Consider the following 15028-nt stretch of genomic DNA (forward strand, 5'->3'; position numbering starts at 1 on the left):
AAACCGCTGGTGGCGACGGCGTCGCGCTGGTCGATCACGTAAACACGCTCCTGGGCGACGGCGGCGAAACCGATACCGGCGAGCAGGGCAACAGCAATGGATTTCTTGACGAGATTCATGATTGGTCCTGTTGAAAGGTTGTTATTAGACGGTGCCGCACATTCTATTACGAATCGTCACCGAGCCGCCAAGCGCAACATGACGGACAGGCAAGGCGATCGCGATATCATGGCATTCCTGCAACTCGACCCGGTGCATGCTTTTGAAAACAGCCCTCGTTCGATGGATCCGCCGTTTCGCCGGCCACCAGGCCAGCGGCGAACAACGCCTGCTTGCCGCCCTGGACGATTTCCGCAATCCCGAAGCCGACGAACTGCAGCTGCTGCGCCAGCTGATCGCGGCGCTGCGCCCGGCCGACGCCGGCGACGAAGCGAGCAACGCGCGCTACGCGCTGATGCTCGAACGCCTCGAAAGCGACGCCGGGCTGCGCGCCGGTTTCCGCCACCACCTGATCCATTTCGTCGGCAGCCGCCGCCTGCTGACCTTCTTCACCGACAGCGGCATCCTTCCCGGCACCGGCTTCTTTTCCGAATGGTGGCGCATCCTCGGCAACCGCATCCTGCCGGAAGCGCCCGACGAGCGCCGGGTCAAGGACTGCCTGCACCTGATCTTCGACCGCCGCGACGACTGGCGCTGGCTGGAGGCGGTGCCGGCCGAGCTGTCGCACCGTTTCTGGGAAATCCTGGCGCCACCGGAAACCTTCCGCGAGATGGACCGGCGCGGCGTCCAGGAGCAGATGCTCGACGCCGTCCTGCTGCTCGCCCACCGGGTCAGCGGCCTCGGCGTCGACGGCGAGCTGATGCGCGCGTCGCCCAACCTCGACGACGACGCGCCGCGCTTCATCGCCCTCTCCGAGGAAGCCCTCGAATTCGTCCGCGCCTTCCGCGCCGGCCTCGATGGCGACGACAGCCGCTTCGACCGCGGCGACCAGCTGCTGGTCATCGTCGACCAGTGCCAGGAAACCCTGAAGCGGATCCGCAAGCGGGCGCTCACCATCGGTACCAGCCTGCACCTGTCCTACCTGCTCACGCGCAGCGAACAGAGCCTGACGCGCATCGCCGAGCTGACCCGGATCCTCACCGCCGGCCTGCGCGCGACGCCGCACGAGCAGGCGATCCGCGACTGGGCCAGCTTCGCCCGCGCCGTCTTCCTCGCCGAAAACCGGCGCCACAGCCTGCGCCACTACATGCAGCAGCTGTCCGGCGTGCTCGCCGTGCGCGTCACCGAGAACGCCGCCCGCTCCGGCGAACACTACATCTGCGAAAGCCGGGCCGACTACGGCCGGATGTGGCGCTCGGCGGCCGGCGCCGGCGTCCTCATCGCGCTGATGGCGCTGCTCAAGATCAAGGCGGCGGCGCTGCACGCCCCCCTCTTCGTCGAGGCCTTCATGTTCAGCATGATCTACGGACTCGGCTTCGTCGCCATCTTCCTGCTCGGCTTCACCGTCGCCACCAAGCAGCCGGCGATGACCGCGCAGACGCTGGCCAGCCTGCTCGGCGAGCTCAAGCCGACGCGCCAGGCCGAACTCGAGCGCATCGCCGACGTCGCCGCCGCGGTCAGCCGCAGCCAGCTGGCAGCGATCGCCGGCAACGTCATGGTCGCGCTGCCGGTGGCCATCGCCGTCGGCTTCGGCCTGTCGCTGCTGGCCGGACAGCCGGCTGTCGACATGGAGAAGGCGGTACACCTGCTGGCCGACATCGACCCGCTGTCCTGGGCGATCCCGCACGCCGCGATCGCCGGCTTCTACCTCTTCCTCTCCGGCCTGATCAGCGGCTACTTCGACAACCGCGCCGCCTACGCCAGCATCGGCCCGCGCATCGGCCGCCTGCGCTGGCTCCAGCGGCTCGCCGGCAAGGCCCGGGCCGAGCGCGTCGGCAGCTACATCGAGGAACGCCTCGGCGGCATCATGGGGAATTTCCTGTTCGGCTGCATGCTCGGCTCGACCGGCATGATCGGCACGCTGCTCGGCCTGCCGCTGGACATCCGCCACATCGCCTTCGCCTCGGCCAACCTCGGCTACGCGGTGACCGGCTTCGACTTCGCGATCGCCTGGCAGGCGGTGCTCTGGGGCGCGCTCGGCGTCGCCCTGATCGGCCTGACCAACCTCGGCGTCAGCTTCGCGCTGGCCTTGCGCACCGCGCTCGGCGCCCGGCGCATCGCCTTCAGCCACTGGGGCACGCTGCTCGGTGCGCTGTGGCGGCGCTTCCGCCAGCAGCCGCGCAGCTTCCTGCTGCCGCCGCCGGAGAACGGGGCCGCCTGATGCGCTGCCGACTGGCGCTGCTGCTCGCCTGCACGGCGCTGCCGGCAAGCGCGCAACTGCAACTCGAGGCACCGCCGGCGATCGCCGGCCTGCTCGCCCCCTTCCTGCCCGAGCAGGCGGGTGAGGCGCGCCTGCGCAGCGAAGCCGGCGAAATCCTGGCGACCGAGGGCTATTTCTCGCCGACGCTGGAATTCTCGCGCGACGACGCCGGCGAATTGCGCCTGCGCATCGACCCCGGCGAACGCACGCTGATCGCCAGCGTCGATCTGACGGTCGACGGCCCAGTAGCGGCAAAAACCCGCGACGCCCTGATCGCCGGCTGGCGCCTGCCGGTTGGCCAGCCGTTCCGCCAGGCCGACTGGAACACCGCCAAGCAGCAGCTGCTCGGCGAACTGCTGGCCGTCGAGCACGCCGACGCCCGCCTCGTCGACAGCCGCGCCGAGATCGACAGCGAAGCCCGCCAGGCGGCGCTGCAGGCCCGCTACGAGGCCGGCCCGCGCTACCGTTTCGGCGCGCTGGCGATCAGCGGCCTGCACCGCTACACGCCGGCGCTGATCGACCGCTACAACCGCAACGTGCGTCCCGGCGAGCCTTACCGGGCCGACGCCCTGCAGGCGCTCACCGGCGTCCTCCAGTCGACACCGTATTTCAGCAGCGTCCAGGCCGAGCTCGATACCGCCGCCGCCGAGATCGACGCCGATGGCAACGCCGTCGCCCCGGTCCGCCTCAGCGTGCGCGAGCGCCCCGGCCACCGCGCCGGCTTCGGCGCCGGCCTCAGTTCGAACACCGGCGCCCGCGTCGAGGCCAACTACAACACCCCCAACCTGTTCAACCAGGCCTGGGAATTCGACAGCGGCCTGCGCCTCGAACAGAAGCGCCAGACCGCCTACGCCGACGTGCTGCTGCCACCGGACGGCGGCCAGCGACGGCACAGCCTCGGCGTCGTTTACGAAACCAGCAATATCGAGAAGCTGGAAACCGAGCGCCACGCGCTCGGCATCCAGAGCGTGCAGCAGCGCGGCAGCGTCGAGCAGCGGCTGTCGCTCAACTGGCAGCGCGAACGGCGCACGCCCGAGGGCGCCGAGCGGGTGACCAGCCGGGCGCTGGTGCCGAACGTGATGTGGACCTGGCGCCAGCTCGACAATCCGCTCGACCCGCGCCGCGGCGTCGTCGTCCAGCTCAATGTCGGCGGCGGCGCCAAGGCGGTGCTGTCCGACCAGAACTTCCTGCGCCTGCACCTGCGCGGCAACCTCTACCTGCCGCTCGGCACGCGCGACACGCTGGCGCTGCGCGGCGAACTCGGGCGCACCTTCGCCGACGCCCGCCTGCGCATCCCGCAGGATTACCTGTTCCGCACCGGCGGTACCGGCTCGGTCCGCGGCTACGCCTACCAGAGCCTCGGCGTGCGCGAGGGCGAAGCCACCGTCGGCGGCCGCTACCTCGCCGTCGCCAGCGCCGAGTACACGCACTGGCTGACGCCGGACTGGGGGATCGCCGCCTTCGTCGATGCCGGCGACGCCGTGGACAGCCTCGCCGACGCCCGCCTCGCCGTCGGCTACGGCCTCGGTGCGCGCTGGCGCAGCCCGGCCGGACCGATCGGCGCCGACCTCGCCTACGGCCAGCGCGAGCGCCAGCTGCACCTGCATTTCTCGCTGGCCATCCCGTTCTGACATGCGCCGCCTCCGCCTGCCCCTGCTCCTTCTCGCCGCCGCGCTCGCCCTCGCCGCCGGCCTGCTCTTCAGCAACGCCGGCCTGCAGGCGCTGGTCCGCCTGGCCGTCGCCGGCAGCGGCGGCGCCCTCGCCGTCAGCGGCATCGACGGCCGCCTGGCCGGCCCGCTGCGCCTCGGCGAAGTGCGCTGGCAGCAGCCGGCGCGCCAGCTCGTGCTGCGCGACCTGGCGCTCGACTGGACGCCGGCGGCGCTGTTCGCCGGCCGCCTCGAGATCGCCCGGCTCGAACTCGGCGAACTGCACATCGACGGCGCCGGCGACGACAGCCCGGCGACGCTCCCCGACGATCTCGAACTGGCGCTGACGGTCGACCTGCAAAAACTGCGGATTTCCACGATCCACTACGGAACCACGCTGATCGCCAGCGAAGCGAGCGCTCGCCTGCGCAGCGATGGCCGGATGCACCGCATCGACGAGCTCGCCCTGCGCGCCGGCGACGTCGTCGTGCACGGCAGCGCCAGCCTCGACGGCCGCGCCCCCTTTGCCGTCGCCGGCGGCCTCGACCTGCGCGGCGACGTCGCCGGCCGGCCGCTGGCGCTCGGCGTCCATGCCGGCGGCCGGCTCGCCGACTTGCGCGTGGACATCCTGCCGCGCGCCGGCCTCAGCGGCGAAGCCCGATTGCAGCTGGCGCCCTTCGCGGCGCAGCCGCTGAGCGCCGCCAGCGTGCGCCTGCGCCAGCTCGACCCGGCCGCCTGGCAGGCCGGCTGGCCGGCCGCGGCGCTGGCGCTCGACGCCGATCTGGTGCCGTCCGCGGCCGAGGTGAGCGCCCGCTTCACCATCACCAACGAGCGCCCCGGCCCGCTCGACCGGCCGGCGCTGCCGTTTGCCGAAATCGCCGGCGAGCTGCGCTGGCAGGACGGCCGCTTCGACCTGCCCGAACTGCGCGCCACCTTCCCCGGCGCCGGCGAGATCGCCGGCAACGGCCGCTGGCAGGGCGATGGCGCACGCGGCGCCGTGCACCTGGCGCTGCGCGCCCGCCAGCTCGACGCCGCCCGCCTGCTCGGCGCGCTGCGGCCGACCCGGCTGGCCGGGCGCATCGATGCCGAGATCGGCGCCGCCGCGCAGCAAGCGACGATCGATCTGGCCGACGCCCGTTTCGCGCTGCGCGGCGAGGTCCGCCACGCGGCGTCCACGGTCGACCTCGAAAACATCGAGATTTCCGCCGATGGCGCCAGCCTGCGTGGGCGCGGCCAGCTGGCCCTGGCCGACCTCGGCTTCGCGCTGCAGGCGACGCTGCAACGCTTCGACCCGAGCCGCTTCGCGGCCTTGCCGCCGGCGCGCATCAACGCCGAGCTGGCGGCCAGCGGCCGGCTGCGCCCGACGCTCCAGGCCGACGCCCGCTTCACGCTGGGCGACAGCGAACTGCGCGGCCGGCCGCTGCGTGGGCACGGCAGCCTGGCGCTGGCCTGGCCGCGGATTTCCGCCGTCGATGTCGACCTCGCCGTCGGCAGCAACCGGCTGCAGGCACGCGGCGGCTTCGGCGCACCGGCGGCACGCCTGCGCATCGACGTCGATGCCCCGCACCTGGCCGAGATCGGCGGCGAAGGCGGGATCGCCGGCCGCATCGAGGTCGGCGGCAGCCTGGCCGCGCCGACCGTGGACGGCGAGCTGCGCGCCGCCAGCCTCGGCCTGCCCGGCAGCTTCCAGCTACGCGGCCTGCACCTGGCGGCGGCGGTCGGCGCCGGTGCCGACGCACCGCTGCGCCTCGCGCTGGCGATCGACCGGCTGCACGCCGGCGGCCAGCAGCTTGACGCGCTGCGCCTCGAGCTCGACGGCCAGCGGCAGCGTCACCGGCTGCAGCTGGCGGCAAGCCTCGACCAAGGCGAACGCCTGCGCCTGGCGCTCGCCGGCGGCTATGGCGACGGCCGCTGGCAAGGCCAGGTGGACGAACTTCGCCTGGATTCGCCGCTGGCCGCGCGCCAGTTCCGCCTGCTCGGCGCGGCGCCGCTGCAGGCCGCCGCCGATGGCTGGCAGCTCGGGCCGCTGACGCTGGCCGGGGCGCCGCTCGACTGGCAGGCGACGCTCACCGCCGGCGCCCGCGGCGAGCGCCTGAACCTCGACCTGAGTGCCGGCGGCAGCCGGGTCGGCCGCGTCGACGGCCGGCTCGAGGCGGCGCTGGCGAGCCCCTGGCAGCTGGCGACGACGCGTCCCTGGCAGGGCAGCCTGACGGCGGCGATCGGCGACCTCGGCTGGCTCGGCGAACTGATCGGCGACGACTGGCACACCGCCGGCCGCCTCGACGCCCGCCTGGCGCTCTCCGGCACGCCGGCGCGGCCGCGCCTCGACGGCAAGCTGGCCGGGCGCGAGCTGGCGCTGCGCAACGCCGAGTCAGGGATGACGCTGAACGACGGCGAACTCGCCGCCGACATCGGCGACAACCTGCTCGCCGTGCGCCGGCTGCGTTTCGCCAATCCGCACACGGCGCTGCCGCGGGCGCTGCGCCTGGCGCTCGGCGACGGCGCCGCGGCCCTGGCGCAGCCGGGGCGTCTGGAAATTTCGGGCGAAATGCGGGTCGACCGTGAACATCCCGACGGCAGCGCCGCCCTCGACATCCGCCTCGAACGCCTCGGCGTCCGCCAGCGCCCGGACCAGTGGCTGGCGCTGTCCGGCAGCGGCCGCCTGGGCTGGACGCAGGCGGCGCTGGCGATCGACGGCAAGCTGGCGATCGACGGCGCCTGGTGGCAGCTGGCACCGGCCGGCGCGCCGCGCCTCTCCGACGACGTCGTCGTCCGCCGTCCGGGCGCCGCCAAGGCCGCGCCGCCGCGGCCGAAGCTGGCGCTCGACCTGGGCATCGACCTCGGCCGCCATTTCCTGTTCGACGGCGCCGGCCTGAGCACCCGGCTCGCCGGCGAAGTCCGCCTGAGCGCGGCCGGCCGCGACCTGCCGCGTGCCAGCGGCAGCATCCGCACCCGCGACGGCCGCTTCGAGGCCTACGGCCAGCAGCTCGAGATCAGCCGCGGCATCCTCACCTTCCAGGGCCTGCCCGACAATCCGGCACTCGACGTGCGCGCGGTGCGCAAGGGGCTGGCCGTCGAACCCGGCGTGCAGCTCTCGGGCACGGCCAGGAAACCGGTCGTCAAGCTGATATCCGACCCGGATCTGCCGGACGCCGAAAAGCTCGCCTGGCTGATTCTCGGCCACGGCCCGGAAAGCGTCGGCGCCGGCGATGCCAGCGTGCTCCTGGCGGCCGCCGGCGGCCTGCTCGGCAACGAGGCCGGCGGCCTCGTCCAGCAGCTGAAACGGACGTTCGCGCTCGACGAATTCGGCGTCCGCCAGGGCAATCTCGACGGCAGCGAGGCGCGCCAGCCGGGCAGCCGGGTGGTTGCCGCCAGCGTCGACACCGGCGCCAGCACCGGCAACCAGATCCTGACGGTGGGCAAGCGCCTGTCGAACAACGCGACGCTCAGCTACGAGCAGTCGCTGGGCACCGCCGAAAGCATCGTCAAGCTGTCGATCGCGCTGACCCGGCGGCTGACGCTGGTCGGCCGGGCCGGCAGCAACAACGCCGTCGACCTGTTCTACACGCTGACCTGGGGCCAGCCGCCACGCCGCGGCGAAACCCCGCCCTGATCAGGCGGGACGGCGGCGGCGCGCGGCCAGCCAGACGAGCAGGTCGTCGACGTAGGTGAACACCACCGGGATCACCAGCAGGCTGAGGAAGGTCGAGGTGATCAGGCCGCCGATGACGACGATCGCCATCGGCGCGCGGAAGCTCGGATCGGCGCCGATGCCCAGCGCGATCGGCAGCATCCCGGCGCCCATCGCGATGGTCGTCATGATGATCGGCCGCGCCCGCTTGCGGCAGGCGTCGAGCAGCGCGTGCCAGCGGTCGAGGCCGGGCTGGCCGTCGACGCCGCGGCGGGCGAGGATGACGTAGTCGATGAGCAGGATCGAGTTCTTGGTGGCGATGCCCATCAGCATGATCAGGCCGATCATCGACGGCATCGACAGCGCCTTGTGGGCGACGAACAGCGCCAGGAAGGCGCCCGGCACCGAGAGCACCAGCGCCGCCAGGATGGTCACCGGCTGGACGAAGTCCTTGAACAGCAGGACCAGCACGATGTAGATGCAAAGCACGCCGGTGGCCATCGCCAGGCCGAAGCTGGCGAACAGTTCGCCCATCGCCTCGGCGTCGCCGACCGTGGTCTGGATCACGCCCGGCGGCAGCTGCTGCAGGCTCGGCTTGGCCAGCGCCTGCTTCTCGATCTCGCCGAGCGCCTGACCGTTCAGCTCGATCTCGAAGTTGATGTTGCGCAACCGGTCGTAGCGGTCGATCTCGGCCGGGCCGCCGGCGATCGTGATCTCGGCGACGTTGGCCAGCAGCACCGGGCCGTTGCGGCCGGGCACGGTCAACTGCCGCAGCAGCGCAAAATCGGTGCGCGCCGCCGGCGGCAGCTTGACCACGATCGGTACCTGGCGCTGCTGCAGGTTGAGCTTGGCCAGGCCCTGGTCGTAGTCGCCGGCGGTGGCGATGCGCAGGGTGTCGGCGATCGCCGCCGAGGTCACGCCGAGGTCGGCCATGCGCGCGAAATCGGGGCGGATGACCAGTTCCGGGCGGACCAGGCTGGCCGTGCTGGTGATGTTGCCGACGCCGGGAATCGAGCGCAGGTCGCGTTCGACCAGGCGCGCATGCTCGGCCAGGCGGGCGCCATCCTCGCTGGCCAGCACGAGCACGTACTTTTCGTTGGCCGAGCCGAGGCCGACCTTGATCTGGGCGCCGGGGATCACGGTCAACGCCTCGCGCAGGGCATTTTCGATGTCCTGCTTGCTGGTCCCGGAACGCTCGCCGCGCGGCGTCAGGTTGATCGTCAGCGTCGCCTTGCGCACCTCGGCGGCGCCGGCCGGGGCGAACGGATCGCTGCCCGAGGCGCCGCCGCCGAGCGCGGTATACACCAGGCGGACATGCGGGTTGGCGGCGACGATGCGGCGCGCCTGCTCGGCCGTCGCCAGCGTCTGCTCGAAGCGGGTGCCGGGCGGCAGCGCCAGGTGCACCTGCGTCTGCGACAGGTCGTCGGGCGGCAGGAAACCGGTCGGCAGCAGCGGCACCAGCGCGAACGAGCCGAAGAAGAAGGCGGCGGCGGCACCCAGCGTGACCAGCCGGTGCTTCAGGCACCACCCGGCCCAGCCCTCGTAGATGCCGAGCCAGCGCGGCTGCGCCTGGTCGGCGACGGGCTTGAGCAGGTAGGCGGCCATCATCGGCGTCAGCATGCGGGCGACGACCAGCGAGAAGAAGACGGCGATCGCCGCGGTCCACCCGAACTGGACGAAGAACTTGCCGGCAACGCCGCTCATGAAGGCGGTCGGCAGGAACACCGCGATCAGCGTGAAGGTCGTCGCGATGACCGCCAGACCGATCTCGTCGGCGGCCTCCATGGCCGCCTGGAAGGGCGTCTTGCCCATGCGCAGGTGACGCATGATGTTCTCGATCTCGACGATCGCGTCGTCGACCAGGATGCCGACCACCAGCGACATCGAGAGCAGGGTGACGACGTTGAGCGTGAAGCCCATCAGGTACATCGCGGCGAAGGTCGGGATCACCGACAGCGGCAGCGCGGTGGCGGCGACGAAGGTGGCGCGGCCGTCGCGCAGGAACAGCCAGACGACGATGACGGCGAGGATGGCGCCCTCGATCAGGAGCCACATCGAGCCTTCGTAGTTCTCGATCACCGGATCGACGAAGTTGAAGGCCTCGGTGATCTCGATGTCCGGATGCTCGGCGCGCAGGCGCTCGAGGACGACGGCGACGGCAGCAGCGACCTCGACCTCGCCGGCACCGCGGCTGCGCGTGATCTCGAAGCCGACCACCGGCTTGCCGTTGAGCAGCGCGGCACTGCGCCGCTCGCCGACGGTGTCGACGACCTCGGCGATCTGGTCGAGACGGACGCGGCGGCCGTCGGAAAGGACGATGTCCATGGCCGCCAGCTCAGCCGCCGAGTGCACGGTGCCGATGGTGCGCACCGACTGCTCGACGCCGCCGATGTCGGCGCGACCGCCCGAGGCTTCCTGCTGGATCCGCCGCAGCTGGCGCGAGATGTCGGCGGCGGTGGCGCCGAGCGCCAGCATGCGGGCCGGGTCGAGCTCGACGCGGACTTCGCGGGCGACCCCGCCGACCCGGGCGACGGCGCCGACGCCGCGGGCGCTGAGAACGGCCTTGGCGATGCTGTTATCGACGAACCACGACAGCGCCTCCTCGTCCATCCGGCTGGAGGCGACGGTGTAGGTGAGGATCGGCGAACCGGCCACCGAGACCTTGCTGACCACCGGGTCGCGCAGGTCGCCGGGCAGGTCGGAGCGGATCCGCGAAACGGCGTCGCGGACGTCGTCGACGGCTTCCTGGGTCGGTTTCTCGAGGCGGAACTCGACGGTCACCGTGACCGTGCCGTCCTGGACCTTGGTGTAGATGTGCTTGATCCCCTGCAGCGTCGCCACCGAGTTCTCGATCTTGCGCGCCACCTCGGTTTCCAGCTGGCCCGGCGCGGCGCCGGGCAGGCTGGCGACGACGGTGACCATCGGCAGGTCGATGTCCATGAACTGCTGCACCTTCATCGCCTTGAAGGCGACCAGGCCGGCCAGCGTCAGCAGGATGAAGAGCAGGATCGCCGGAATCGGGTTGCGGATCGACCAGGCGGAGACGTTCATTGGGCTGCTTCCGGCGTCGTCACGCGGACGCGGTCGCCGTCGGCGAGGAAGCCGGCGCCGCTGACCACGATGCGGGCGTCGGCGGGCAGGCCGGCGGTGATCTCGACCAGCTCGCCCTGGCGGCGGCCGGTGTCGACCTTGAGCTGGACGACGCGGTCGGCGCCGTCGAGGCGGAACAGGTAGGCGAAGCCCTCGCGCAGGACCAGTGCCGACTGCGGCACGGCGAGCGCCGGCGCACGGCCGAGCTCGAATTCGCCGCGGGCGAACATGCCGGCCTTGACGCTGACGGTCGACGCCGGCAAATCGACATAAACCAGGCCGTTGCGCGTCGCCGGGTCGACCGCCGGGGCGACGCTGCGCACCTTGCCCTCGACCGTCTCGCCGGCCGGCCCGACCAGCCGGGCGGTGGCGCCGGGCGCGATGCGGGCGAGGTCGGCCGACGGCACTTCGGCACGCCATTCGAGGCGTCCGCCGCGGATCAGCCGGAACAGTTCCTCGCCGCCCTGGGTCAGCGAACCGACCGTCGCCGTCCGCGCCGAGACGATGCCGTCGTCGGGCGCCAGCACCTGGGTCCGGTCGCTGCGCAGCTGCGCCGACTGCAGGCGGGCGCGTGCCGCCGCCAGACGGGCGCCGGCCGACTGCTCGGCGGTCTGGTACTGGGTGTTCATCTGCTGGCTGTAGAAGCCCTTGGCCTGCAGTTCCTTGGCCCGCGCCGCATTGGCCTGGGCCTCGCTGAGCGCCGCCTCGAGCTCGGCCGCTGCCGCCTTCGCCTCGGCCAGTTCGCTGGCCGCCGTCGCCGCGTCGAGACGGGCCAGGACCTGGCCCTTGCGCACACGGTCGCCGACCTGGGCAGCCACCTCGACGATGCGCAGGTTGGCGAGTTCGGCGCCGATCACCGCTTCCTGCCAGGCGACGACGTTGCCGTTGGCGCTCAGCGCCTGCGGCCAGTCGACCTGCTGCGGCGCTGCCAGCGTCACCGTCAGCGCCGGCCGCACCTCGGCCGCCGCCGGCGGCGGCGCCTCGCCGCAGCCGGCCGGCAGGAAGAAGACTGCCGCCAGAGCGGCGGCAGCGGGCAATGACATTCCGGTTTTCATCGGCGATCCAGGACTAATTCGCAACCCGGAATGATAGCCGTTGTCAGCTGGAAAAACTCAGCCGCCGGCGACAATATCGGGACGCAGGTGCATCGGCACATCGGCGAAGATGCGCGCATCCATCAGCCGCGGCGAGGTCGGCATCAGCGGCGCGAAGTCCATGCGCGCGAGGATGTCCCGCTGCAGGTCCACGCCGGGCGCGATCTCGGTCAGCGCCAGCCCGTCGGCGGTCAGCTCGAAGACGCAGCGCTCGGTGATGTAGAGCACCGGCGTGCCGCGCTTGACCGCCTGCGGTCCGGAGAAGGTGCGGTGCTCGACCTGGTCGACGAACTTGACCGCCGAGCCGTCCTGCAAAATCTTCAGTTTTCCGCCGTCGACCGTGACATTCAGGCTGCCGGCGGTGAAGGTGCCGACGAAGACGACCTTGCGCGCCGATTGCGAGATGTTGATGAAGCCGCCGGCGCCAGCCAGCCGCGGACCGAACTTGGAGACGTTGAGGTTGCCCTCGCGGTCGGCCTGGGCCAGCCCGAGGAAGGCGATGTCGAGGCCGCCGCCGTCGTAGAAGTCGAACTGGCTGGGCTGGTCGATGATCGCCTGGGTGTTGGTGGCGGCGCCGAAGTTGAGGCCGCCGGCCGGGACGCCGCCGATGACGCCGGGTTCGGCGGTGAGCGTCATCAGGTCGACGATGCCTTCCTCGGCGGCGACATCGGCGACGCCTTCGGGCATGCCGATGCCGAGATTGACGATGGCGCCGGGGGTCAGCTCCATTGCCGCGCGGCGGGCGATGATCTTGCGCTCGCTCATCGGCATCGGCTTCAAGGCCGACATCGGCACGCGGATTTCGCCGGCGAAGGCCGGGCTGTACTGCTCGGCGAAGGTCTGCGCGTGGTACTCCGGCTTCTCGGCGACCACCACGCAATCGACCAGGATGCCGGGAATCTTGACCTGGCGCGGGTTGAGCGTGCCGCGCTCGGCAATCCGCTCGACCTGGACGATGACGATGCCGCCGGAATTCTTCGCCGCCATCGCGATCGCCTGCGCTTCCAGCGTCAGCGCTTCCTTTTCCATGGTCACGTTGCCGTCCGGGTCGGCGGTGGTGCCGCGGATGATGCCGACGTCGATCGGGAAGGCCTTGTAGAACAGATACTCCTCGCCGTCGATCTCCATCAGCCGGACCAGGTCGATGACCGTCCGCTCGTTCAGCTTGCCGCCGCCGAAGCGCGGATCGACGAAGGTGCCGAGGCCGATGCGCGAGATCGTTCCCGGCTTGCCGGCGGCAATGTCGCGGAACAGGTGGGTGATCACGCCCTGCGGCAGGTTGTAGGCCTCGATCCGGTTCGACACGGCCAGTTCCTGCAGGCGCGGCACCAGCCCCCAGTGGCCGCCGACGACGCGCGAAACCAGGCCGTCGTGGCCGAAATGGTTGAGCCCGCGCTCCTTGCCGTCGCCCTGGCCGGCGGCGTAGACCAGCGTCAGGTCGCGTGGCGAGCCGAGGCCGTGCGGGTCCTGGGCGCGCTGGTCGAGGAAGTGCTGCTCGAGCGCGACGGCGATGTTCTCGGGAAAGCCGATGCCGACGAAGCCGCCGGTGGCGACGGTGCTGCCCGGGCGCACCCGGGCGACCGCCTGGCGCGCCGACACGACCTTGCCGGCGCCCTGTTGTGCTGCATTCATGGAAGTCTCCTCGTTATTGTCGTGGTCAAACGATACCGGTGGCGTAGTAGACCGCAATCACCACGAACACCGCCAGCGTCTTGATGCAGGTGATCGCGAAGATGTCCTTGTACGACTGCCGGTGGGTCAGCCCGGTCACCGCCAGCAGCGTGATCACGGCGCCGTTGTGGGGCAGCGTGTCCATGCCGCCGGAGGCCATCGAGGCGACGCGGTGCAGCACTTCGAGCGGAATGCCGGCAGCCTGCGCGTTGGCGATGAAGGTATCGGCCATTGCCGCCAGTGCGATGCCCATGCCGCCGGACGCCGAGCCGGTGATGCCGGCGAGCGCGGTGACGGTGATCGCCTCGTTGACCAGCGGATTGGGGATCGCCGAGAGTGCGTTGGCAACGACCAGGAAGCCCGGCAGGGCGGCGATGACGGCGCCGAAGCCGTACTCGGAGGCGGTGTTCATGGTCGCCAGCAGGGCGCCGCCGACGGCATTCTTGCTGCCCTCGGCGAACTTGGCGACGACGGTGCGCCAGGCAAAGACGAAGACCGTCGCGATACCGATCAGCAGCGCCCCCTCGACCGCCCAGATGGCGGCGACGGCCTTGGTCTGCTGGACCACCGGCGCGGCGTTGCCGATCACCGCCGGGACGAAGGACACCTTGTCGCCGTAGAAGGCCGGGATCATCACCGTGAACACCTTGTTCATGACGCCGACCATGACCAGCGGCAGGATGGCGATCAGCGGATGGGCCAGCTTCTCGTTGGCGAACGGCTCCGGTTCGTTGCTGTGGCCTTCGCCGTAGCCTTCGCCGGCGGCAGCGGCGCGACGACGGCACCATTCGAGGTAGGAGAGGCCGCAGACCAGGATGAACAGGCCGCCGATGATGCCGAGCCAGGGCGCGGCGTAGATGTCGGTCTTGAAGAAGGTGGTCGGGATGATGTTCTGGATCTGCGGCGTACCCGGCAGCGAATCCATCGTGAAGGTGAACGCGCCGAGGGCAATGGTGCCCGGGATCAGCCGCTTGGGAATGCCGCCCTGGCGGAACATCTCGGCGGCGAACGGATAGACGGCGAAGACCACGACGAAGAGCGAGACGCCGCCGTAGGTGAGCAGCGCGCAGACGACGACGATCGCCAGCATCGCCCGCTCGCGGCCGATCAGCTTGATCACCGCGGCGACGATCGCCTTGGAGAAGCCGGACAGTTCGATCACCTTGCCGAAGATGGCGCCGAGCAGGAAGACCGGGAAGAAGTTCTTGACGAAGCCGACCATCTTGTCCATGAACAAGCCGGTGAACATCGGGGCGACCAGGGCCGGGTCGATCAGCAGCACGGCGCCGAGGGCGGCGATCGGGGCGAAGAGGATGACGCTGTAGCCGCGATAGGCCACGAACATCAGGAATGCCAGCGAGGCCAGCACGATCAGAAAGTCCACGTTTGTCTCCTTGGAAGGCTATTCGAACCGCAAGCCTTTCGCACGCACCGTGCCAGGACGACAAACGCCTGAATTTAATGAAAAACCGCAGTCGACCGTGAACGTCGGCAAGCGCTGACTGTCCGGCTTTCCGGACAGTGCTGTCCGACCATC

At 71.0% G+C, this 15028-nt stretch carries 6 protein-coding genes and 1 pseudogene; 3 read left to right on the top strand and 4 right to left on the bottom strand.

Annotation, left to right across the window (positions count from 1 at the left end; all coding sequences use genetic code 11):
- Positions 1-262 precede the first annotated feature (262 nt).
- From DFR40_RS00920 to DFR40_RS00930, 3 genes are read left to right on the top strand one after another with little or no spacing between them, the layout of a single operon-like run.
- A complete protein-coding gene (locus DFR40_RS00920; protein ID WP_170160122.1) occupies positions 263-2320 on the top strand; it encodes a site-specific recombinase in 2058 nt (685 codons plus the stop codon).
- On the top strand, positions 2320-3990 hold the full coding sequence (locus tag DFR40_RS00925) for an autotransporter assembly complex protein TamA (protein WP_121456622.1): 1671 nt from the start codon (positions 2320-2322) through the stop codon (positions 3988-3990). Before DFR40_RS00920 ends, DFR40_RS00925 begins: the two co-directional genes overlap by 1 nt.
- A gap of 1 nt (position 3991) precedes the next feature.
- Entirely contained in the window at positions 3992-7618 is a 3627-nt protein-coding gene (locus DFR40_RS00930) for a translocation/assembly module TamB domain-containing protein (RefSeq protein WP_121456623.1), read from the top strand.
- Here the strand turns inward: DFR40_RS00930 and DFR40_RS00935 are convergent, their stop codons facing one another.
- From DFR40_RS00935 to DFR40_RS00950, 4 genes and pseudogenes are all read right to left on the bottom strand, one after another.
- Positions 7619-10687: an efflux RND transporter permease subunit gene (locus DFR40_RS00935; protein ID WP_121456624.1), complete on the bottom strand. Its 3069-nt coding sequence runs from the start codon at positions 10685-10687 to the stop codon at positions 7619-7621. It lies immediately after the preceding gene.
- Positions 10684-11769, bottom strand: coding sequence for an efflux RND transporter periplasmic adaptor subunit (locus tag DFR40_RS00940; protein WP_245985562.1), 1086 nt, complete (start codon positions 11767-11769; stop codon positions 10684-10686). Before DFR40_RS00940 ends, DFR40_RS00935 begins: the two co-directional genes overlap by 4 nt.
- A gap of 81 nt (positions 11770-11850) precedes the next feature.
- Positions 11851-13452, bottom strand: a pseudogene (locus DFR40_RS00945) (acyl CoA:acetate/3-ketoacid CoA transferase); the annotation flags it as partial.
- Positions 13453-13477: 25 nt separating this feature from the next.
- Positions 13478-14875 carry a GntP family permease gene (locus DFR40_RS00950; protein ID WP_121456627.1) on the bottom strand — a complete coding sequence of 466 codons (1398 nt, stop codon included), beginning with the start codon at positions 14873-14875 and terminating at the stop codon, positions 13478-13480.
- Positions 14876-15028: the final 153 nt, after the last annotated feature.

The sequence above is a fragment of the Azonexus fungiphilus genome (assembly GCF_003634965.1).
Classification (GTDB): Bacteria; Pseudomonadota; Gammaproteobacteria; order Burkholderiales; family Rhodocyclaceae; genus Azonexus; species Azonexus fungiphilus.